The sequence below is a fragment of the Amycolatopsis keratiniphila genome, assembly GCF_000400635.2.
In the GTDB taxonomy this organism is placed as follows: domain Bacteria; phylum Actinomycetota; class Actinomycetes; order Mycobacteriales; family Pseudonocardiaceae; genus Amycolatopsis; species Amycolatopsis keratiniphila.
In genome coordinates, this window is record NC_021252.1 from 8058681 (window position 1) to 8079321 (window position 20641).

Annotated in this window: 22 protein-coding genes; 13 read left to right on the top strand and 9 right to left on the bottom strand. The window is 69.0% G+C overall.

Annotated features, from left to right (window positions below; translation table 11 throughout):
* Window positions 1-114 precede the first annotated feature (114 nt).
* The 3 genes from AORI_RS77295 (at window position 115) to sepH (ending at window position 2973) form a co-directional block, all read left to right on the top strand.
* Window positions 115-774, top strand: coding sequence for a response regulator transcription factor (locus AORI_RS77295; RefSeq protein ID WP_037348058.1), 660 nt, complete (start codon window positions 115-117; stop codon window positions 772-774).
* Window positions 771-1937 (top strand): ATP-binding protein, encoded by a 1167-nt coding sequence (locus tag AORI_RS77300; RefSeq protein WP_016337528.1) that lies wholly within the window; start codon window positions 771-773, stop codon window positions 1935-1937. The genes AORI_RS77295 and AORI_RS77300 overlap by 4 nt, the downstream gene beginning before the upstream one ends.
* 190 nt (window positions 1938-2127) lie before the next feature.
* Window positions 2128-2973 carry a septation protein SepH gene (gene sepH, locus AORI_RS77305; protein WP_016337529.1) on the top strand — a complete coding sequence of 282 codons (846 nt, stop codon included), beginning with the start codon at window positions 2128-2130 and terminating at the stop codon, window positions 2971-2973.
* A 36-nt stretch (window positions 2974-3009) separates the two neighbouring features.
* On the opposite strand, the gene AORI_RS77310 is transcribed toward sepH, so the two are convergent.
* The gene (locus AORI_RS77310) at window positions 3010-3375 is read right to left on the bottom strand and encodes an MmcQ/YjbR family DNA-binding protein (RefSeq protein ID WP_016337530.1); all 366 of its coding nucleotides are present in this window, start codon (window positions 3373-3375) and stop codon (window positions 3010-3012) included.
* 111 nt (window positions 3376-3486) lie between these two features.
* Here AORI_RS77310 and AORI_RS77315 point away from each other — a divergent pair, with 111 nt between their 5' ends.
* On the top strand, window positions 3487-4224 hold the full coding sequence (locus AORI_RS77315) for a hypothetical protein (RefSeq protein ID WP_228688254.1): 738 nt from the start codon (window positions 3487-3489) through the stop codon (window positions 4222-4224).
* Here the strand turns inward: AORI_RS77315 and AORI_RS77320 are convergent.
* Window positions 4221-4823, bottom strand: coding sequence for a DUF2537 domain-containing protein (locus AORI_RS77320; RefSeq protein ID WP_016337532.1), 603 nt, complete (start codon window positions 4821-4823; stop codon window positions 4221-4223). The two genes, AORI_RS77315 and AORI_RS77320, sit on opposite strands and share 4 nt — an antisense overlap.
* 27 nt (window positions 4824-4850) lie before the next feature.
* Window positions 4851-5666, bottom strand: coding sequence for a TrmH family RNA methyltransferase (locus AORI_RS77325; RefSeq protein ID WP_016337533.1), 816 nt, complete (start codon window positions 5664-5666; stop codon window positions 4851-4853).
* A gap of 216 nt (window positions 5667-5882) precedes the next feature.
* Here AORI_RS77325 and AORI_RS77330 point away from each other — a divergent pair, with 216 nt between their 5' ends.
* From AORI_RS77330 to AORI_RS77360, 8 genes are all read left to right on the top strand, one after another.
* A complete protein-coding gene (locus AORI_RS77330) occupies window positions 5883-7382 on the top strand; it encodes a glutamate-cysteine ligase family protein (protein ID WP_016337534.1) in 1500 nt (499 codons plus the stop codon).
* Between the two features lie 24 nt (window positions 7383-7406).
* On the top strand, window positions 7407-7994 hold the full coding sequence (locus AORI_RS77335; protein WP_016337535.1) for a TetR/AcrR family transcriptional regulator: 588 nt from the start codon (window positions 7407-7409) through the stop codon (window positions 7992-7994).
* Window positions 7995-8073: 79 nt separating this feature from the next.
* The gene (locus tag AORI_RS77340; RefSeq protein WP_016337536.1) at window positions 8074-8742 is read left to right on the top strand and encodes a biliverdin-producing heme oxygenase; all 669 of its coding nucleotides are present in this window, start codon (window positions 8074-8076) and stop codon (window positions 8740-8742) included.
* A 215-nt stretch (window positions 8743-8957) separates the two neighbouring features.
* Window positions 8958-9086, top strand: a complete 129-nt coding sequence (locus AORI_RS84655; protein ID WP_267283967.1) for a hypothetical protein — start codon at window positions 8958-8960, stop codon at window positions 9084-9086.
* Window positions 9087-9302: 216 nt separating this feature from the next.
* Complete coding sequence (locus tag AORI_RS77345; protein WP_016337537.1) at window positions 9303-9926, top strand: superoxide dismutase; 624 nt, start codon at window positions 9303-9305, stop codon at window positions 9924-9926.
* Window positions 9927-10016: 90 nt separating this feature from the next.
* Entirely contained in the window at window positions 10017-10775 is a 759-nt protein-coding gene (locus AORI_RS77350; RefSeq protein ID WP_016337538.1) for an arylamine N-acetyltransferase family protein, read from the top strand.
* 328 nt (window positions 10776-11103) lie between these two features.
* Window positions 11104-11628, top strand: a complete 525-nt coding sequence (locus AORI_RS77355) for a hypothetical protein (RefSeq protein ID WP_016337539.1) — start codon at window positions 11104-11106, stop codon at window positions 11626-11628.
* Between the two features lie 184 nt (window positions 11629-11812).
* Entirely contained in the window at window positions 11813-12826 is a 1014-nt protein-coding gene (locus tag AORI_RS77360; RefSeq protein WP_016337540.1) for a hypothetical protein, read from the top strand.
* Here AORI_RS77360 and AORI_RS77365 read toward each other — a convergent pair.
* The 4 genes from AORI_RS77365 to AORI_RS77380 all read right to left on the bottom strand — a co-directional run bounded on the left by AORI_RS77365 (window position 12823) and on the right by AORI_RS77380 (window position 16559).
* Window positions 12823-13239, bottom strand: coding sequence for a hypothetical protein (locus AORI_RS77365; protein ID WP_016337541.1), 417 nt, complete (start codon window positions 13237-13239; stop codon window positions 12823-12825). The two genes, AORI_RS77360 and AORI_RS77365, sit on opposite strands and share 4 nt — an antisense overlap.
* Window positions 13236-14495, bottom strand: a complete 1260-nt coding sequence (locus AORI_RS77370; protein ID WP_016337542.1) for an MFS transporter — start codon at window positions 14493-14495, stop codon at window positions 13236-13238. The genes AORI_RS77365 and AORI_RS77370 overlap by 4 nt, the downstream gene beginning before the upstream one ends.
* A gap of 107 nt (window positions 14496-14602) precedes the next feature.
* Complete coding sequence (locus tag AORI_RS77375) at window positions 14603-15034, bottom strand: MarR family winged helix-turn-helix transcriptional regulator (RefSeq protein ID WP_016337543.1); 432 nt, start codon at window positions 15032-15034, stop codon at window positions 14603-14605.
* Window positions 15035-15101: 67 nt separating this feature from the next.
* Window positions 15102-16559 (bottom strand): NCS2 family permease, encoded by a 1458-nt coding sequence (locus AORI_RS77380; protein WP_016337544.1) that lies wholly within the window; start codon window positions 16557-16559, stop codon window positions 15102-15104.
* Between the two features lie 80 nt (window positions 16560-16639).
* Here AORI_RS77380 and AORI_RS77385 point away from each other — a divergent pair, with 80 nt between their 5' ends.
* On the top strand, window positions 16640-16867 hold the full coding sequence (locus tag AORI_RS77385; RefSeq protein ID WP_037335676.1) for a DUF2530 domain-containing protein: 228 nt from the start codon (window positions 16640-16642) through the stop codon (window positions 16865-16867).
* Here the strand turns inward: AORI_RS77385 and AORI_RS77390 are convergent.
* Together AORI_RS77390 and AORI_RS77395 are read right to left on the bottom strand one after the other, a co-directional pair.
* Window positions 16864-19671, bottom strand: a complete 2808-nt coding sequence (locus AORI_RS77390; RefSeq protein ID WP_016337546.1) for a sacsin N-terminal ATP-binding-like domain-containing protein — start codon at window positions 19669-19671, stop codon at window positions 16864-16866. The two genes, AORI_RS77385 and AORI_RS77390, sit on opposite strands and share 4 nt — an antisense overlap.
* Window positions 19661-20599, bottom strand: coding sequence for a DUF3027 domain-containing protein (locus AORI_RS77395; RefSeq protein WP_016337547.1), 939 nt, complete (start codon window positions 20597-20599; stop codon window positions 19661-19663). Before AORI_RS77395 ends, AORI_RS77390 begins: the two co-directional genes overlap by 11 nt.
* Window positions 20600-20641 lie beyond the last annotated feature (42 nt).

Below are 20641 nucleotides of genomic sequence, written 5' to 3' on the forward strand. Positions count from 1 at the left end.
TTCGGTACAGGTGGTCGTGAGTGGCGTTTCGGGTTCTAACCCGAAACGCCACTCACGACCCACGCGACCAGGCGCTTATCCCCCGCTTACCCCCTCCCGGGGCAGACTGGCCAGGTGAGAGTGCTGGTGGTGGAAGACGAGCGGCTCCTGGCGGACACGATCGCCGAGGGCCTGCGACGGTTCTCCATGGCCGTCGACGTCTGCTACGACGGCGCGCAGGCCCTGGACCGGGTGGGGGTGCACGGCTACGACGTCGTCGTGCTCGACAGGGACCTCCCCGTCGTGCACGGCGACGAAGTCTGTGCCGCCGTGATCGGGACCGGCGGCGAAGCGCGGGTCCTCATGCTGACGGCCGCGGCCGACGTCAACGACCGGGTCGCCGGGCTCGGCCTGGGCGCCGACGACTACCTGACGAAACCGTTCGCGTTCGCCGAACTCGTCGCCAGGGTGCAGGCGCTCTCGCGGCGCGCGCGGCCGGCGTTGCCGCCGGTACTGGAACGCGGCGGCGTCGTCCTCGACCTGCCCCGGCACCAGGCGTCCCGCGACGGCCGGTTCCTTCCCTTGTCCCCCAAGGAGTTCGCGGTTTTGGAGGTGCTCATGCGCGCCGAAGGGACCGTGGTCAGCGCCGAGGAACTGCTGGAGAAGGCGTGGGACGAACACGCCGACCCGTTCACGAACGCCGTCCGCGTGGCGATGATGACGTTGCGGCGCAAACTCGGCGAACCGCCGCTGATCGAGACCGTGCCCGGCGCGGGTTACCGGTTCGGGTCGTGAAACCGCTCCGGCTCTCCGTCCGCACCAAGCTGACGGCGCTCTACGGCGGCGCGTTCCTGCTCGTCGGGCTCGCGTTGCTCATCGTCAACTACCTGCTGGTCAGCTCGACCCTGCCGGACACGGCCACCTTCGCGAACGGAGCGACCGCCGGGGCCCAATTCGAGGTCGCCAGGGCGTATCCACTGGACACGACGAGCATCCTCCCGGCCGAGCGCGCCCAGGCCACGCAACTGGTCGCGACCTCGATCACCGAGTACCGCTCGGACGTCCTTTCAACCCTGCTGTGGCAATCGCTGGTGGCATTGGCGATCGCCGGCGGGCTCGCGGTATTGCTCGGCTGGCTGATGGCGAGCCGCGTGCTGCGGCCGTTGCACGCGATCACTTCCACGGCACGGAAACTCGAGGTCGAGAACCTCGACCGGCGCATCGACCTCGACGGCCCCGACGACGAACTCAAGGAACTCGCCGACACCTTCGACGGCATGCTCGACCGGCTCGCCGTGTCGTTCGACAGCCAGAAACGCTTCGTCGCCAACGCTTCCCACGAATTGCGGACCCCGCTCGCGGTGCAGCGGACACTGGTCGAGGTCGCGATGGCCGACCCCGACGCGAGCCCCGAGGTCCGGAAACTCGGCGAACACCTGATCTACACCAACGAACGCAGCGAACGGATGATCGAAGGCCTGCTCGTGCTCGCCCGCAGCGACCGGGGCCTGGCCGCGCGGTCCCCCGTGCGGCTGGACGAGATCGCGGCGACGGTGATCCGGTCGGCGTCGGCCATGGCCGAGGAGGCGGGGGTCACGGTGGAGTCGCGGCTGCGGCCACGGACGGTGTCCGGCGATCCCGTGCTGCTGGAACGGCTGGTCACGAACCTCGTGCACAACGCCATCACCTACAACCGCGAGGGCGGCTGGATCCACGTCGACATCGGCGGCGATCCGGCGCTGGTGGTGCGCAACACCGGCCCGCGGGTGCCGCTGGACGCCGTCCCCGCCCTGTTCGAGCCGTTCCGCCGGCTTTCGGGCGACCGCACCGGCGACTCCCGGAACGCCGGGCTCGGCCTGTCGATCGTCCGGTCCATCGCGAAGGCGCACGGCGGGACCGCGGGCGCGGAACCGGGCGGCCGCGGCGGCGGACTGGTCGTCCGGGTGCGGCTACCGTAGATTCCCCCGATCGTGACTGTGCGTGTCCGGCGCGTCACGCGGCAAGCCGGGCTTCGCTCCCGCAGAATTCCCCTTGCCGTCATGAACAAAATAGTGAGCAGGACACATGACATCGGCGCGCCTCACACGTCAAGGCGACGCGCCGTTTTAACGTGGACACCCACAAAGGTGAAGAATCGGGGAGGCGAGAATGCGAGCGCTACGGGTGGTCGGGCTGCACGAGGACGGTAAGTCCATCGTGTGCGAGGACCCGGCGAGCCGCACGCGCTTCCTGCTCCCCGCGGATGAGAGGCTGCGAGCGGCGGCGAGGGGTGACATCACCCGCCTCGGCCAGATCGAAATCGAGTTGGAGAGCCAAATGCGGCCACGCGAGATCCAGGCACGAATCCGGGCCGGTGAGTCCGTGGAGCAGGTCGCGAGCAGCGCCGGCGTCACCGTGCAGCGCGTCGAGCGGTTCGCGTACCCGGTCCTGCTCGAACGATCCCGCACCGCCGAGCTGGCCCAGCGGGCCCACCCGGTCCGTGAGGACGGCCCCGACGTCCAGACCCTCGGCGAGGTCGTCGCGCACTCCTTCGGGCAGCGCGGTCACGACTACAGCCAGGCGACCTGGGACTCCTGGCGAGGCGACGACGGCAAGTGGGTCGTCGTGCTGAGCTGGAAGGCAGGCCGTTCGGACAACCGCGCGCACTGGGCGTTCGCACCCGGCGCGCACGGCGGCACCGTGCAGGCCCTCGACGAGAACGCCGAAGTCCTGCTCAACCCCAACGCCTACCGCGCCCCGCGCACGGTACGGGCACTCGAGCCCGGCAGGGACGCGGTCGTCCAGCCGACCCTCGATTCGGTCCCGGACGAGCCGGTCGCGAAGGTGATCGACGCGCCGATAGCCGAGCCCGAAGAAGATGCCGAGCCACCACTTCCGGCTGACGAGCCGGACGAAGTGGCCGAACCCGCTCCACGGGCGAAGGGGAAGAAGAACCACCCCATCGTTCCATCCTGGGAAGACGTCCTCTTGGGCGTCCGATCACAACGAGGTTGAATCCGCACGTAGTGGCCCCTTCCGGTGGAGGGGCCATTACGTGCGTCCGGGGACCTGCGCGACCAGGGATTTCGGTGCCACGAGGCAATACGCGTCGGTGACGATCTGTGCGATCTCGGCCCAGTCGACGTCGGTGTCCAGCCGCACCCCGAGCCACCCCCGATGGCCGACATACGGCGGCCGGAAGAACCGCTCCGGCTCGGCGCCCACCAGTTCCTCCTGCGCTCCGGGCGGTGCCGGGCACCAGAAGGCGACCTTGTCGTCGTGATGCCGGTCCGCGTACATGACGAACGTCTTCTTGCCGCGCACGAACCAGGTCGGCTCGCCGTGACTGAGCCGCTCGGACGCTTCCGGCAGCGCGAGACAGAGCCGTCTGAGTGAATCGAGCGGATCTCCGGCCATGGATCTCAGTATCCTCGGGCTTGGGGGGATTTCATGCAGGATTGGTACACACGCGCCGTCCGATTGCGTTTCCAGGTTTTCACCGGCACGCCGTACGCGCATGTTTCGCCGATGGAATGGCGAATCGACCCGCAGTCGCTCCGCGGCATCGCCCGGAACCGCGGCTACCTGGAGATCGCGCCGATGTTCCAGGGTTGCCTGAGCTTCCAGTTCGCGCCGCGGCACGTCCCGCCGGTGCCGGTCTTCGACGGTCCGGACCGGCCGGACAAGGATCGGGAACGCTGGCTGCTGAACCAGGTCAGCGGCTCGGACCGGGTCTGGATCAGCCTCAAGCACGCGAACCTCTCCGCCCGGCGTGTCGCGGAGGTCGCCGAGACCGAAGGCCTGCGTGTCGCGGCCGATTTCGCCGACGCCGACGACCGGGTGCTCCTGCTCAGCCGGGATCCGTCGCCGCCTAGGCTTCCACTGCCTGCGCCCACGGGACTCCGGTTCCGCTACGCCTGGTTGAACTACATCGCCCCCGTCACCGTGATCGTCCTCCTCGGCGCCGCGGCGGTGATCGCCGGAACTCCGTCGCACTACGAAGAGCCGATCGCCGGCCTCCTGTTCTTGGCGGCCTTCGCCGGCATGGTCCCGGCCGCGTTCACCACCTGCCTGTTCCCCCGCACCACCCGGGTCGGCTGGCTGGCCAGGGAATTCGACGGCAGCCTTCAGGTCGAATTCCCGATGCGGTCCTATCGGATACCCGCCGACCTGGTCGTGCAGATCGCCGCGTATCACGGTTATGAGCTTTACGCGCTGTCGGCGACACAGGCGGGCGGGCCGAGTCTCAAGTTCTGCAAACGCTAGAAGACGACGATCAGCACACCGATCCACGCGATCACGATGCCCGCGGCCGCGCCGAAGGACGCCCACCGCACGATCGGCACCCGCCGCGCGAGCCACAGCGACGGCGTGATCCCGGCGGTCACGACGGCGGACGCGAGCAGCGCGAGCCACCCGTTGGTCTCGCGCGCGAGGGTGTTCGCCAGCGCCAGCATCGCCACGACGACCACGGCCGCGACGAACGCGGAAACCGTCAGTCCGGTCAGCCACGGTGTCGGCTCCCCTGCCGGGTCCGGCGTGCCGAAGAGGCGCCGTGCGAGTTCGCTGCGGGGCGCGGGGGCGGGAGGGTCGATGATGACACCGTCGCCGGAGACGGGGTCGACGAACCGCACCGACGTGCCCATCGTGGCGGCGACCCGCTGGGCGAGCTGGCGGCCTCGCTGCGAGACCACGGAAGCGGCTTCGGTGCCGGAGGCGCCGACGGCGGAGGCGACCCTGGCCCATTCGTGCAGCGCCTGAGCGAGATCCGAGCCGATCGCGAGTGAATGCGGGTCGACCTCGCGCGCGCTGTCGCCGCCCGGCCCGGCCAGCACCGCGCGTCCCTCACGGATCCGCAATTCCATGGGTTCTCCTCGTGATCGCTCGGGTGCTCACGATAGCGGTGGACGCGTCTCGTAGAACGCGATCGCGCCCGCCGTGGCGACATTCAGCGAATCGACGCCTTCCGGCATCGGGATCCGCACCGCGACGTCGGCGGCGGCGATGGCCTCGTCCGTCAGGCCGGGGCCCTCCGCGCCCAGCATCAACGCGACCCTGTCCGGTGTCTGGTCCCGTAACTGGCGCAGCGAAACGGAATCCGCACGAGGGGTGAGGGCCGCGATGCGGAAACCGCGGTCTCGCAGCAATTCCAGGTCGCCGGGCCAAGACCCGAAGGTGGCGAACGGGACGCGCAGGACATGCCCCATCGAGACGCGGACACTGCGCCGGTACAGCGGATCCGAACATCCGGCGCCGAGCAGGATCCCGTCCACGCCGAGCGCGGCCGCGTTGCGGAACAGCGAACCGAGGTTCTCGTGGTCACCGACGCCTTCGAGGATCGCGAGCACCCGGGCGCCGTCGATGACCTCTTCAACCGACGGCGGCGGAACGGGCCGGTCGGCGACGGCCAGGATCCCGCGGTTCAGATGGAATCCGACCACGTCGGCCATCGTCTCGGCCGAAGTCACGTAGCCGGGGACGCCGACCGCGTCCAGGTCTTCGCCCAATTCGTGGAATCGCCGCTCGACGCCAAGGAGGGCGCGGACCGGATAGCGGGATTTGAGCAGGCGCTCGACCACGACGGTGCCCTCCGCGATCACGAAGCCACGCCCACCCGGCCTATCGGGACGCCGATCGGCTGTGGACAAGTCGCGGAAATCGTCGAGCCGCGGGTCGCCCGCGTCGTCGATGGTGATCAGTTCGGCCACCCGGAGAGTGTGTCATCCGCTCCCTGCGCGGTGTTTGCGTCCGAACGTCGAAGGGTAGGTGGTACGAATGGAGGTATTTTGCTGTCAGTTAACCCCTCGTGACAGAGAGCACCAGTTTGGCCGCTAGCCGGGCGACTGCGATGCGTGAAACCGTTGGGCCGCCTGGCAGTCCCGCCTGGATCCCGCGGAGCGTGGCCAATGAGGAGCTCGACGAACATGGGTAAGAATCTTTCGGCGGACCCCTCCGAGCCGCAGGACCGCGGCCGCTATCGCCGGAAGGTACAGCGCTGCCTCGACACCTTGGCCCGCATGCTCACCGATGGGAGCTTTTCCTTCCCGCGCAAGAACATCGGGCTCGAGGTCGAGCTGAACCTCGTCGATGCGGAGCTGCGCCCGTCGATGACGAACACGGCGGTGCTCGAGGCGTTGAACGATCCGTCGTTCACCACCGAGCTCGGCCAGCACAACCTGGAGCTCAACGTGCCGCCACGGCCGCTGGCCGGCGAATCCGCGCTGCAGCTGGAGGACGACCTCAACGCGTATCTGGGCGCCGCTTCACGCACGGCGGAGGAGTCCGGCGCCTCGCTGGCGATGATCGGCATCCTCCCGACGCTGCGGCACGAGCACTTCGACCAGAAGTGGCTGACCAACAACGCCCGTTATTCGTTGCTCAATGACCGCATCTTCGCGGCTCGTGGCGAGCGCACCGTGCTCTCGATGGAGGGCGCGCCGCTGCCGGGCAGGCAACCGGAGCGGCTGCGCAGTTACTCCGAATCGATCCTCCCCGAGGCCGCGTGCACCTCCGTCCAGCTGCATCTGCAGGTCGCGCCGGAGGAGTTCGCGGCACACTGGAACGCGGCGCAGGCGCTGGCCGGCGTCCAGGTCGCCGTCGGCGCGAATTCGCCGTTCCTGCTCGGCAAGGCGCTCTGGCACGAGACCCGGATCCCGCTGTTCCTGCAGGCCACGGACACCCGGCCCGAAGAACTGAAGAACCAGGGCGTGCGGCCTAGGGTGTGGTTCGGCGAGCGGTGGATCACGTCGATCTTCGACCTGTTCGAGGAGAACGTCCGGTATTTCCCCGGCCTCCTGCCCGAGACCGACCGGGAAGACCCGATCGAGGCACTCGACTCCGGGCAGGCCCCGAAACTCACCGAGCTGCGGATGCACAACGGCACCGTCTGGCGCTGGAACCGGCCGGTGTACGACGTCGTCGACGGCCTGCCGCACCTGCGGGTGGAGAACCGCGTGCTGCCCGCGGGCCCGACCGTCGTCGACATGGTCGCGAACGCCGCCTTCTTCTACGGCGCGCAGCGGGCCCTCGCCGAGGCCGACCGTCCAGTGTGGACACAAATGTCGTTCCAGGCGGCCGAGGAGAACATGTACGCGGGCGCGCGCCGGGGTTTCGATGCGCAGCTGTACTGGCCGGGGATCGGCTGGATCCCGCCGGACGAGCTCGTGCTGCGGGTCCTGCTGCCATTGGCGCACGAGGGATTGCGCCGGTCGGACGTTTCGGACGAGGCGAGAGAGCGCTATCTGGGCATCATCGAGCAGCGGTGCCTCACCAGGCGGACCGGCGCGGCGTGGCAGCGGGAGTACGTCCTGCGCGCGGAGGAGCGCGGCGCCGAACGGGAGACCGCGCTGAACCGGATGCTGGGCCGGTACCTGGAGCTGTCCGCCACGGAGACGCCGGTGCACACCTGGTCGTTGGAGGCCTAGAGTTTCCTTCCAGGGAGGTGGCTCGTGCCCAAGATCATCGGCCGCTCGCTGGAGGAGCACCGGCGCGAGGTCCGCAGCAGGGTGTTCGAAGTCCTGCGCGGCCAGCTGTACGAGCGCGGGTTCGACGCGATCACGCTCGCGGGTGTCGCCGCCGAAGCGGGCCTCGGCCGCACGGCGATGTACAACCACTTCCCCGACAAGGAAAGCCTGCTGGTGGCCTTCGTCGAGGACGAGGCGACGCGGTACGTCGAACGGCTGACGGCGGCCGTCGCGACCGCGGACACCCCGGTCGAGAAGCTTTCGACGTTCGTCCGGCTCCAGCTGCGGGTGCTGGCCGAGTACCACCTTCCGCCCGGAACCGCGCTCGCGTCGGCACTGGCGCCCGCCGCGTACCGGCGGATCAGCGCGCACGCCGACCCGATCACCGGTCAGCTGCGCGAGATCCTCGCGGAGGGGGTGCCGGACGAGGATCCCGACCTCCTGATCCCGATGATCACCGCCGCGCTGGGCAGCCGTCAGGTCGTCGACGTACCACCCGAACGGCTGGACGACGCGATCGAGGGAGCCGTCCGCTTCGTGCTCAGAGCGGTCGGGATGACAGAAAACCGGTGAAATTAGGGTAGCCTAACCCGCAGTTGTGCCTTACGCTCTTTCTGACAGCATGTCAGATCGATGCTTGGAGGCTCTGTCCATGCCGGTGACCACCGACGTCGAATCCGGGCCGTTCTCCGCGGCCCTGCGCGCCTCCACCCTGCCCGCCCACGAGCGGGCCAACCACTCCGAGTACATGAACGCGCTGCTCGGCGGCGAGCTCACGCGCGACGGGTACACGCGGCTGGCGATCCAGTACTACTTCATCTACCAGGCCATCGAGCAGGCCGCCGACAAGCTGGCGAAGGATCCCGTGGCCGGCAAGTTCGTCTTCGAGGAGCTGCGGCGGCTGCCCAGCCTCGAACGCGACCTCGAACACCTCGTCGGCCCGGACTGGCGCGAGACCATCCGGCCGCTGCCCTCGACGGAGCGCTACGCGCGGCGCGTGGCCGAGGCGTCGGACTGGTCCGGCGGGTTCGTCGCCCACCACTACACGCGCTACCTCGGCGACATCGCCGGCGGCCAGGTCATCCGGCGGCTGCTGGAGCGCAAGTACGAGCTCAACGAGGCGGGCTCGCTGTTCTACCACTTCGACCAGCTGGGCAGCGCCCCGAAGTTCCGGGACAACTACCGCGAGCAGCTGAACGCGGCGCCGTGGACCGAGGACGAACGCGCGCGGCTGATCGAGGAGGCCATCGTGGCCTTCGAGTGCAACATCGCGGTGTTCGACGAGCTGGCGAGTGAGCTGGACGAGTACCGGGCCGCCTGACCTCCGCCTTCAAGCGTCATGAAGGGTCGTTCAGGACAAAAGATGTCCTGAACGACCCTTTCATGACGTTCGGGCCGTCGCCCAAGGTGACCTTGATCCCGGCGACGCTCAGCACCCCGGTCCCTTCGGTCGTCTTCGCCGCCGCGAGGTCCAGCGAGGCGAGCTCGCGTCGGGACAGTCCTATCCGGACTGGGTACGACGAACATCTTCGAATCGTGGGACATGAAGGACAGCAGCGTCGCCCAGCCCGTTCCTACGAACGGGCGTCCCGGCTCGGCTCGCCGCCCGGACACTCCCCGTTGCCGAGCGTCGTCTGCGCGCTGCTCGCCTGGGCCCGCGGCTGATCCCATCCTCTGGCTCGATGACCGCCGTCACATCGCCTTGACCTCCAGCTAACTGGAGCTAGCAGGGTGGGTTTCATGCGGTGGCCCCACCGGGTACAGCCGCTACGAACGGGTCGTTCCACCTGGGGAGAAACGCGGCGCCCCCGGTCGCCGCAAACGGGTGAAGACGACTAAGTTCGTCCTTGGAAACTTGTGTCGAAGACAGAAGGAGGGCCGATGGCCCGCTACGTGCTCCCCGATCTCGACTATGACTACAGCGCCCTGGCGCCGCACATCTCGGGCGAGATCAACGAGCTGCACCACAGCAAGCACCACGCGACCTACGTCAAGGGCGCGAACGACACGCTCGACAAGATCGCCGAGGCCCGCGAGGCCGGCAACTTCGGTGACATCGTCGGCCTGCAGACCACGCTGGCGTTCCACCTCGCCGGGCACGCCAACCACGTCGTGTGGTGGAAGATCCTCTCCCCGGAAGGCGGCGACAAGCCGACCGGCGAGCTGGCCTCCGCGATCGACGAGGCGTTCGGCTCCTTCGACAAGTTCAAGGCGCAGTTCACCGCGGTCGCCACCACGATCCAGGGCAACGGCTGGGCCGCGCTCTCCTGGGACCCGATCGGCAAGACGCTGATCACCCAGCAGCTGCGCGATCACCACAACAACCTGGTCCTCCCGACCACGCCGATCCTGCTGGTCGACGTCTGGGAGCACGCGTTCTACCTGGACTACAAGAACGTGAAGCCGGACTACGTCAAGGCGCTCTGGAACATCTTCAACTGGGCCGAGATCTCCAAGCGGTTCGACAACGCCGTCGCCGGTGGCAACGGCCTGCTGCTCGGCTGACTTCTCGCCACGAAACGGGGCTCTCCTTCGGAGGAGGGCCCCGTTCTTCGTTCTTGACCTCCAGCGAAGTCGAGATGTCAAGGTGGACGCATGGACGTCGCCGCATACCTCGACCGACTCGGGCTCGACCGCCCCGCCACCGCGGACGTCGCCGCGTTGCGGACGCTGCAGGAGCGCCATCTCGCGATGGTGCCGTTCGAGAACCTGAGCATCCACCTCGGCGAACCGATCGTCCTGGACACCGAGGCGCTGTCCGGCAAGATCGTGCGGCGGCGCCGTGGCGGCTTCTGTTACGAGCTGAACGGGCTCTTCGCCGCCTTACTGGAAGAGCTGGGCTTCGACGTCACCCTGCAGGCAGCGAGGGTCTTCCGGCCCGACGGCACCCTCGGGCCGCCGTTCGACCACGCCGCCGTCCGCGTCGAGCTGGATGAGCCGTGGCTGGCCGATGTCGGCTTCGGCCGGTTCAGCCGGTTCCCGCTGCGGCTGTCCGCCACCGAGGCGCAGGCCGACCCGGACGGCGAGTTCCTGGTGCTCGACGCGCCCCACGGCGACATCGACGTCCTCATGGACGGCAAACCCCAGTACCGGATCGAGCGGCGGCCGCGGGCGCTGGACGAGTTCGTCCCGACGGCGTTCTGGCAGGCGACCTCGCCGGACTCGCACTTCACACGGGGGCCGACCTGCTCGCTGCCGACCAAGCACGGCCGGGTCACGCTGGCGGGTGACAAGCTGATCGTCACCACCCACGGCGTCCGCACCGAGACCAGGCTTTCGGGTGATCAGGAGATCCTGGAGGCCTACCGGAAGGAGTTCGGGATCGAACTCGACCGGGTACCGGGACGGCCTTGACCTGATCGGCGCGGTCATCGACCATGAACGCTCCGGAATGAACGAAGCCCCGCCTCCGGGGGTAACCCGGTTGCGGGGCTTCGTCCGTTCCCGAACTGACTGCCGCTCCCACCACGAAGCGGACGTGTATGAGGTTAGCCTAACCTCATCTGCCCCGGCAAGGGGTTCGGCCGAGAGACGCCGATCTCACCCTTCTGAGTGACTTCTCGGCTCGCCAGGTGTCGGGCTTAGGAGCTCGTTCACAGCCGATCGTCTTCCTTGCGGACAAGCAACGGCATCACCCTCGGCCGATGATCTTCTTGTCGGCCCCCACCTGAACAATGAGCGGATGACCAGCCACGTGTTCGTCGACGAAAGCAAAGAGCGTGGCTACCTGGTGACAGCCGCCGCGCTGCTTTCAGGCGACCTCACATCCGCCCGGCGCGCCATACGGGGTCTGGTGCTTCCAGGGCAACGGCGCCTGCACTTCACCCACGAGAACGATGGACGCCGGAAGCGGATCCTGGACACCATCGCCGGGCTCGGGCCGACGGTGACGATTTACGACGCTTCCGCACATCATCGACGTCGTCAGCGCGAAGCATGCCTCGATGCGCTGGTCGAGGACCTCTCGAGCGCCGGGACACGGATGCTGGTCCTGGAGAGCGACGAGTCGATAGTGGAGCTGGACAGGAAGACGCTCTATCGCTCGGTCCGACGGCACGGATGCCACGACACCCTCGAATACCGGCATCTACGAGCCTTCGAAGAACCACTGCTGGCCGTACCGGACGCCCTCGCTTGGTGCTGGCAACGGGGCGGCCACTGGAAAACCCGGGTGAGGGAAATGGCGGAAGAGATCCGAACCGTATGAGGTCCGGAGACGCGAAACCCGGCCCACCCACCGTCCGGAAGGCTGCCGGGTCCACTTCACCGGTTTACTAACCAGCGCTGGTCGAAGTCTACCGCAACCCTCCCCGAACGCCCATTCCGCGGATCCGCCCATCGGGTTGGCGTTTCCCCGGACAGCGGACGCCCGACGGACTAGCTTCACCCCCGTGGCCACCCCGAACGACTACCGCGCCATCGCGCGCAAGACCGACCGTCCGATGTGGATCTGGGCGGGCTGCGCGCTGGTCAGTGTGCTGCTGCTGTTCGGTGTCGGCATCGTCGTCGCGATCACCGTGCTGAACCGGGACGACGACCCGGAAGCCCAGCTCCCCGCGACCTGGCCGTCCAAGCCCGGACTGGCGTTGCGCCCGGTCACGATGCCGACGGGCGAGATGGTGGCCGCGCTGACGGACGAAACCGCCGCGCAGGTGCTCTGCCAGGCGATCCCGGAGCAGCGTTGGGAAGAGATCCTCGGCGAGCGCACGCTTCGGGAGGCCGGCCAGTCCTGCCACGCGGTGACCACGAAACTCGACATCAGCGTGCAAATGGCCCCAGCGCTGCCCGAGGACACGAGCCGCGGCGTGCCCACGAAGACCACGGTCGCGGGCAAGCTCGCGGTCATCGCCACGGACAAGGACGGCACCAGCCTCGGTGTCGAGCTCGTCGAGGTCGCACCGCACAACGGCGCCTCGCCGGTGCTGAACGTCTCGATGCGCAGCAGGATCGTGAGGGGCCCGGAAACCGAGAAGACGGCGAGGACCCTGGCCGAAGCGCTCATCGCGGGTGCGATGCCGCCGGGGCCGAAGTTGCCGAAAATCGGCGAAGACGGCGAGATCCCGCTGGAGAAGACCGAGCCCGGCCCGATCAAGGACAAGCCGCTCCCGGTGATCTCGTGGCTGCTGTGCGGTGAACTCGGCCGCGCGCTCGGCGTGCCCATCGACAACGCGAAGCCGAACTTCTTCGCCTCGTGCGAGCTGAACGGCGTGACCGCGGACTACAGCGAGCTGTCCACCGCCGTCGCCCCGACCACGACCGTCGCCGGGCTGCCTGCCCAGGTCGACGGACGAGGCGTCGTCGTGCAGCTCACCGGCGATCCGGCCGGGCAGACGCTCAAGTTCAAGGGCACCGGCGACCTCGTGGCGCTCGCCGAAAAGGCGGTGCCGCCGCTGCTCGGCCGTTAGGCGCGGTAGTTCGACAAGAGGTCGCCGAGCAGCGTCTCGTACGCCATCCGCTCGAATCGGGCACCGGTGAACCGGTACTCCTCCGGGTCGTCGAACGGCTCATAGTCGGTTTGCCAACCGAAGGCACGCCACTCGACCACGTCGTCGCCGAAGACGACCTCGACGCTGTAAGCACCGCAGCCGAGATCGCCGCACTGCGGACACACCAGCAGCGCGACCCGGCCGTCGTCGAAATCGCCCGGCAAGCCGCCGAGGAGACGGCGAAGCGTCCCGACCGCCGCCTCCCGCCACAGCTCGTCGTCCAGGAACAGCGGCGTCCGCTGCTCGGCGGGCACCAGGGAGCGCAGCGCGACGCCGTCGATCGTCCAGTCGAGAAACCCCGTCCCCGACGGTTCGACGCCGAGCCGGTTCACACCCGGTCCCGCTTCAGCACGCGCAGGCCGTTCCCGAACCGCCGCACCGGCAGGCTCACCCCGCCACGCCGGATCAGCACGACCGCGCACACCACCGCGGCGACCGCCGAGATCGCGCCGCCGATGTAGAACGGCGAGCGGCCGCCGAAGGCGTCGGCCATCCAGCCGGTCATCGGGCCGCCGATGGGGTTGCCGCCGATCAGCACCAGCACGTACAGGCCCATCACCCGGCCGCGCATCTCCGGGCTGACCGCGGTCTGCACGAGCGCGTTCGCCGTGTTCAGGAAGGTGATCGTGGCGAAGCCGAGCGGGATCAATGCGAGGCCGAAGGTCAGGTACGTCGGCATGAACGCGGTGATCACCTCGAACGCGCCGAGCAGGAACGCCGAAACCAGCAGTAGCCGCACACGCGGACCGCCGCGGGTGTTGCGGCGGGCCGACATCAGCGCGCCGGTGAAGGTGCCGACGGCGACCAGCGTCGACAGCAGGCCGTAGCCGTCGGCGTTGGTGTGGAAGACGTTCGCGGCGACGATCGGCAGCGACGTGAAGTACGTGATGCCGAACGTGCTCACGAAGAACACCAGCACCATCACCGTCATCAGGTCACTGCGCCGCCGGACGTACCGCAGCCCCTCGACGAGCTGCCCCTTCTCGCGCGGGATGGCCGGCCCGCGGAAGAGCTTGTCCGGGTTCATCAGCACCAGCGCGGCGATGACGGCGCCCGTGCTCACCGCGTTCGCCATGAACAGCCAGCCGGTGCCGACCCAGGTGATCGCGAAACCCGCGATGGCCGGGCCGACGATGCGGGCCATGTTGAAGATCGACGAGTTGAGCGCGACGGCGTTGGTGACCTTGTCCCTGCCCACCATTTCGGCGACGAACGACTGCCGCGCGGGCACTTCCAGCGAGGCCGTCACACCGAGGGTGAAGCAGAGGAGGTACACGTGCCAGAGCGCCGCGATCCCGCTCAGGTCGAGGGCACCGAGGATCACCGCCTGCGCCAGCACGGCGATCTGGATACCGATCAGCAGCCGTCGTTTGTCGACGCGGTCGGCCAGCACCCCGGCCCACAGCGAGAGGAACAACGTCGGCGCGAACTGCAGCGCGACCGCGATGCCGAGCGCGATCGGGTTGTTCCCGCTGAGGGTGAACACCAGCCAGTCCTGCGCGATGCGCTGCATCCAGGTGCCGATGTTCGAGATGACCTGGCCGGTGAAGAAGAGCCGGTAGTTGCGGACCTTCAGCGAGGAGAACATGCTCCCGCGCGGTTTCTCGCGCGCGGGTGGTGGCGGTGGTGCGGGTTCCCGGGTAACGGTGGTCTTGGAAGGACACTGTGTTTCGTTACCCGTGGTCGTCACCGCTGTTAGTTCCCCGCCATCCTGTCGATGATCTCGGAGGCGCGAGAGAGCACTTCACGTTCTTCGGCGCTCAACTCCGCCAATTGCTTGTCCAGCCAGATCTCCCGCGCGGTGATCTGCTCGATCACGTAGGCCCGGCCGCGATCGGACAGTTCGACGATGGCCTGGCGGCCGTCCGTCGGATGCGGCCTGCGCTCGACGTAACCCATCTCCTCGAGCGCGGCGATCACCCTCGTCATCGAAGGCGGCTGGACGCCTTCCTTCGCGGCGAGCTGGCCAGGGGTCAGCGCACCGCATTTGTGCAACGTCGACAACGCGGACACCTGGGTCAGCGAGATGCCGTCACCGGCACGCTGGGCCCGTAGCCGTCGATTGAGCCGCACCACCGCGAGACGCAGGCGGCTCGCCAGTGAGCGCTCGTGCGTGTCTCCGGACATATAGTTAGCATACCTCACGATCGGATCATCGGCCCGTGAGATCGCCCACGGATGACATAACCGCTGGTCAGTTGAACGCGGCCTGGATCGGTCCGACCGCGAAATAGGCCACGAACATCGCCGCGATGCCCCACATCAGCGGGTGCACGCCCTTGGCCTTCCCGGTGACCGCGCGGATGACGACGTAGCTGACGAAGCCGGCGCCGATGCCGTTGGCGATCGAGTAGGTGAACGGCATGATCACGATCGTCAGGAACGCGGGCAGCGCGATGGTGAAGTCGGAGAAGTCGATCTCCTTGACCTGGCTCATCATCAGCGCGCCGACGACGACCAGCGCCGGGGCGGCGGCCTCGACCGGGACGACCTGGTAGAGCGGGGTCAGGAACATGGCCGCGATGAACAGCACGCCGGTGACGACGTTCGCGAGCCCGGTCCTGGCGCCCTCGGCGATACCGGACGCGGATTCGACGAAGACGGTGTTCGAACTCGACGACGCGAAGCCGCCCGCCACCGCGGCGGTGCCGTCGACGAACAGCGCCTTGCCGACGTTCGGGAGCTTGCCGTCCGCCGGGAGCAGGCCGCCTTCCTTCGCCAGGCCGGTCATCGAGCCCATGGTGTCGAAGAAGTCCGCCAGCACCAGGGTGAACACCAGCAGGACCACGGTGATGATCGGCAGCCGCGTCCAGGCGCCGAAGGAGATGTCACCGACCAGCGAGAGGTCCGGCATGCCCAGGACCTGCTCCGGCAGCGCCGGGTAGCCGAGGTTCCAGCCCTGCGGGTTCACGCCCTTGGAGGGGCCGACCTTCGTGATCGCCTCGACGACGATCGCGACCACGGTCGACGCGAGGACACCGATCAGGATCGCGCCCTTGACCCGCTTCGCCACCAGGATGCCGGTGACCAGCAGACCGACGACGAACACCAGCGTCGGCCATGAAGCGATCGAGCCGTTGATGCCCAGCCCGACCGGCACGGTCGTCTTCGCGTCGTCCGGCACGCGGCGGACGAAGCCGGCGTCGACCAGGCCGATCAGGCAGATGAACAGGCCGATGCCGACCGCGATCGCGGATTTCAGCGGCGGTGGCACGGCGTTGAACACCGCGGTCCGGATGCCGGCGAACACCAGCAGGACGATGACCAGGCCCTCGATCACCACCAGGCCCATCGCCTCCGGCCAGGTCATCTGGGAGGCGAAGGTGACCGCGATCAGGCTGTTGATGCCGAGTCCGGTGGCGATGGCGAACGGGTAGTTCGCGACCAGGCCCATGACGATCGTCAGCACCCCGGCGACCAGCGCGGTCACCGCGGCGACCTGCGGCACGGGGAGGATGTTGCCGAGGACGTCCTTGTGCGCGCCCGCGTCCTCGGCGGAGAAGCTGCCGATGATCAGCGGGTTCAGCACCACGATGTAGGCCATCGTGAAGAAGGTGACGATCCCGCCGCGGATCTCCCGCCCCGGTGTCGAGCCGCGCTCGCTGATCTTGAAGAACCGGTCCAGTGTGGACCGGGTGCGCTGCTCCGCCATCGCGTACCACCCTTCGCCCGTTGCCGGGTACCCTTCCCCACGTGGGCGAATCGATCAATTCCGGGGAAGTAAACGGTTCATTGCGGCCAACGCCGGAGCTGCCGAAGCGGCTGACCGACCTGACGCCGGTCGTGATCGTAGGTACCTCGCTCTGGGCGGTCGCGACCGTGGTCCTGTTCTTTGTGACCGACGGCATCTGGGTGCAGACGGCGTTCTCCGGCGTCGTGCTCGGCTTCATCGGTCTCGCGATCATCGCCTGGCAGCGCGCCGCCGCGCGCCGGGGCTCGAAGAGCGCCCAGCGCCTTTAGTTCAGGAGCGCGGAGGGCGAGGGGTCGTCGAACAGGGCCGTCAGGACGTGGCGATCGGCCCATCGGTCCGTGGCCCAGGCGAAGGCCCGGCCGAGACCTTCAGGGGTGTCCGCCGCGTGCAGCCTGCCGTCGGACCACCAGGCGACGTCGTGCTCCGCGTCCTCGAAGGTCACCGTCAGCGCCTCGTGCAGCAGCACCCCGCCCTCGGGCAGTTCGACGCCCAGCTGATCGGCGGCCAGCCGGAGCGCGGACAGCTCCGTCCACGGCACGTACTCGCCGTCTTCGGTGACCTTGGCGTCGAGCCCGCTCGCCACCGGCAGGTCCAGCAGTTCCGCCAGCGCGACGGCGCCACTCGCCGAGACGACCATCCGCTCCGGCGCCAGCACGGCGGCGAACCACGGCACGTCGAGCACGACGGCGTCGCGAGCGTCGACGGCCGAGCCGTCCGCGGCGCGCACCCGGTCCGGCGCGGGAACGTCCACTGTGTACTCGGCGAGGGCCGCATGCGCCCGGGAAGCGAGCCCGGGGCTCACCTTGCGCTCCGGGTCCCCGAGCCGCTCCAGCAGATCCTCGACGTCTTCGGCGTCCGCTCCCAGCTCCGTCCGGACACCGGCGGCGAGCAGGATCTCTTTGCTCAGCCCCGAATCCGGGACGACGTCGTAGAGCCCGGCCAGCGCCGACGCTTCCGGCATCCGCCAGTCGAGCGGGGCGTGCCCGTCCAGCAGCGCGTACCGCGCGAGCCACCAGCCCGTGTGCCCGCCGGGTTCGGTGAGCGCACGCCAGGTCTCCGGACGCGCCGCGAGCAGGCGCAGCGCCTCCGGCCAGGCGTCGTCGCCGACGAGGTCGAGGTCGCGCACGGCGAGCACCCGTGACGGCGGCCGTTCCCGGGAGTCCCACCACTCGTGTTCCTCGGGCAGGCCGTGTTCGGGTTCGAGCGGTTCGTCGTCGGTGATGATCGCGAACGAATCGAGCACGCCGACCGCGACGAGCGTCGCCACCGGCCAGTCTTCGGCGAATTCCTCGTCCAGCACGGACAAAGCGCCGTCTTCTTCGAACACCTCGGGGTCGAAGATGTCGCCCAGCGGCGACGTCGGCAGGACGAGTTCGTCCGCACGACGCCAGCCGTCCTCGCTCGGCAGGGCCAGCGCGCCCGCCCATTCGGGGGCTTCGTCACTGACCTCGGCGATCAGGCGGAGCACCGCGCCCGCGAGCGCCATACCGTCCAAACCGGACCGGACGTCTTCGACGCTGCGTTCGACGGCCGCGCTCAGCGCGTCGGCTTCGAGCAGGTCGCTCGCCTCGGCGTGCTTGGCCCCCAAGCGTTCCAGCAACGGATGCGCCGCGGCCGGATGCACCAGCCGCAGGCCGATGATGTCCACATCGGACAGCAGTTCGAGCAGTTCCGCCGAGCCGCCGACGAGCAGCGCGTCGCGGACGCCGGGCAAGGTGCGGCCGTCCGACATCGGCACCGGCAACGCGCCGAGGTCGTCCTTGGTGAGGTCGTGCGCTTCGAGCGCCGGGAGCAACACGTCGTAGAGCGAGCGCCACCACGAGGGCTCGCGTTGGGTCCCGGTCAGCAGTTCGATGGCTTCGGCGGGCGAAAGCGTCCGCGCGCCGACCGCGCGAAGGTCCACACCGGACAGTGAAACCAGTCCGGGCACGAGATCGGCCAGCAGCGGCGCCAACCCCGGCACGTCCACCGAAAGGACACGCGCCTGACGTCCCGGCAGGTCGTCACCCTCCTGCGCGGGAAGCCAAGGCGAGTCGGCGAGATTCTCCAGGATGGCCTCGCGCAGCGTTCCGTCCACAGTGGAACGAGGGAAATCCGCACCGGGCACGAGCGCCAGACGTTCCTTGCCCGGCAAGGAACGGACGAGATCGACGTACTCCCGCGCGGCGTTCTTCAACGCGGCGGTCAGCTCCGGACCCGGCAGCGCGCGGCGCCGGGACGGCTCGATCGGAAGCGTCGCGATCAGCCTGGCGGGCAGGGAAAGCTCGTCGTCCGTGGGAGTCGGCGCGTGCAGGACGTCTTCGCCGAGCGGACGGGGCGAACCGGATCCGTCGAGCGGGACGGCCCAGACGACCTCGCCGCGATGCACCTGCCAGTGCTCGGAACCGTCCGGCGACGCGAGCTCGACGACGCCGTCACCGAGATCGGAGCGGCGCCAGACACCGCCTTCGACCTCGACGCGCTCCAGCCAGGGCAAGGTGAGCAGGAGATCGCCGATGTCGTTCTTCAGATCCGCCAGCAAGGCACGGACGTCGACGCCTTCGCGCAGCGGAAGCCGGACCTCGGTGGTGAAACCTTCGGGCACCGCAGGCTCGTCGTCACCGACCGGCCATGGCAGCCGCAGCACGGGAACGTCGCCGGTGCGCCCGGACTCGGCCCGGGTGCGCTCCGCGGAGAACGCGACGCCGCCGGTCACCGAAACGATCCTCGGCTCGGCGGAAACCGTGAGCACGGCGGCGAATCCGACACCGAACCGGCCGACGGTCTCCTCCCCCTTGCCGGAAGCGCGCAAGGAGGCGAGGGATTCGACCCCGCGGGCGTCCAGCGGCGCGCCCGTGTTGGCGAACCTCAGCTCACCGTCCACAACGGACACCCGGAGCGTGCCGCGGTCACCGGCGGCCAGCGCGGCGTCGGCGGCGTTCTGCGCCAGCTCGACGAACAGCCGGTCGCGGTAGCCGCCGACGCGGAGGTCGTTCTCGGTGTTCGTGTCCTCGGTGAACCGCGTCGGCGAATCGGCCCACGCCCGCAGGACGGCGGCGCGGAGCCGCTCGGTGCCGAACGGGTCAGTGCTCACTGGCGCTTTCGGCCTCGACCTGCGCTTCGTCGGCGGTCTCCGTGACCACGGCCTCGGGTTCGACCTCCGGCTGGACCTCGGCGGTCTCGGGCGCCTCGGCCACCGGGGCCTCGGCCTCGTCGACGACCGCAGCCTCCGCGGTCTCGGCCGGCTCGGGTTCGGGAGTCTCGGCGGGCGTCTCCGGAGCGGGCTCGAAGTCCATCAGCGAGTCGTCGTAGACCAGTTCCGCCACCGGCACCGACGAGGTCACCTCGACCTCGATCTCGGAATGCGCGCCGCAGCCGTACTCGACGTCGACGACGTGGCCGTCCGCCGGGGAGATGTCGTTGGTGCACGCGCCGAGCGACCCGGCGAGCGGCACGAAGAACCCGCAGCTCCCGCAGACGTCCGGCGCGCTGCGCGCCATGTCCGACCGCGGGCCGAACTCACCGCCGTGCCAGCGGGCGGCGGCGTCGAGCCTGCCGTACCGGGACAGCACGTGGACCCGGCCGAGACCGGTCTCCTTGGCGACCGCTTCGACCGCGGGGTCGTCGGACTCCAGGTACGCCGGGGCGAGCCGCGGGTCGTCCTTCTCCACCGGGAAGATGTCGCCGACGCCGAGGTCGCCCGCCTGCACGCGGCGCTCCCACGGCACCCACGCCGGGGCGACACGCGCGTCCGGACCCGGGATCAGCACGACCTCGCTGACCGTGATCGGCTCGTCCTCGCCGGCGAGCGCGACCGTCACCGACCAGCGCCAGCCTCGATAACCCGTCACGGTCGCCTCGAACAGGTGGCTCGCGGAGACCGCGTCCTCCCGGTCCACGCCGACGTGCGCGCCGACCTGTTCGGCACCGGCGTCCTCCAGCACCGCCGCGCGGGCCAGATCGACCGCCTCGGCGAGTTTGCGCTGGATGGAGCCGTCGTCCAGGGTCAACAGCAGGGTCATGCCCCCATTCTGCCGCACGCGATATCGCGGTCCGTGTCAGGC

Excerpts from the sequence above, each read along its gene's own strand:
- AORI_RS77315 (WP_228688254.1), top strand. The coding sequence starts at position 3,487 with ATGGAATGGCGAATCGACCCGCAGTCGCTCCGCGGCATCGCCCGGAAC.
- sepH (WP_016337529.1), top strand. The coding sequence starts at position 2,128 with ATGCGAGCGCTACGGGTGGTCGGGCTGCACGAGGACGGTAAGTCCATC.
- AORI_RS77310 (WP_016337530.1), bottom strand. The coding sequence starts at position 3,375 with ATGGCCGGAGATCCGCTCGATTCACTCAGACGGCTCTGTCTCGCGCTG.
- AORI_RS77330 (WP_016337534.1), top strand. The coding sequence starts at position 5,883 with ATGGGTAAGAATCTTTCGGCGGACCCCTCCGAGCCGCAGGACCGCGGC.
- AORI_RS77350 (WP_016337538.1), top strand. The coding sequence starts at position 10,017 with ATGGACGTCGCCGCATACCTCGACCGACTCGGGCTCGACCGCCCCGCC.
- AORI_RS77345 (WP_016337537.1), top strand. The coding sequence starts at position 9,303 with ATGGCCCGCTACGTGCTCCCCGATCTCGACTATGACTACAGCGCCCTG.
- AORI_RS77320 (WP_016337532.1), bottom strand. The coding sequence starts at position 4,823 with ATGGAATTGCGGATCCGTGAGGGACGCGCGGTGCTGGCCGGGCCGGGC.
- AORI_RS77395 (WP_016337547.1), bottom strand. The coding sequence starts at position 20,599 with ATGACCCTGCTGTTGACCCTGGACGACGGCTCCATCCAGCGCAAACTC.
- AORI_RS77375 (WP_016337543.1), bottom strand. The coding sequence starts at position 15,034 with ATGTCCGGAGACACGCACGAGCGCTCACTGGCGAGCCGCCTGCGTCTC.
- AORI_RS77355 (WP_016337539.1), top strand. The coding sequence starts at position 11,104 with ATGACCAGCCACGTGTTCGTCGACGAAAGCAAAGAGCGTGGCTACCTG.
- AORI_RS77380 (WP_016337544.1), bottom strand. The coding sequence starts at position 16,559 with ATGGCGGAGCAGCGCACCCGGTCCACACTGGACCGGTTCTTCAAGATC.
- AORI_RS77340 (WP_016337536.1), top strand. The coding sequence starts at position 8,074 with ATGCCGGTGACCACCGACGTCGAATCCGGGCCGTTCTCCGCGGCCCTG.
- AORI_RS77370 (WP_016337542.1), bottom strand. The coding sequence starts at position 14,495 with ATGTTCTCCTCGCTGAAGGTCCGCAACTACCGGCTCTTCTTCACCGGC.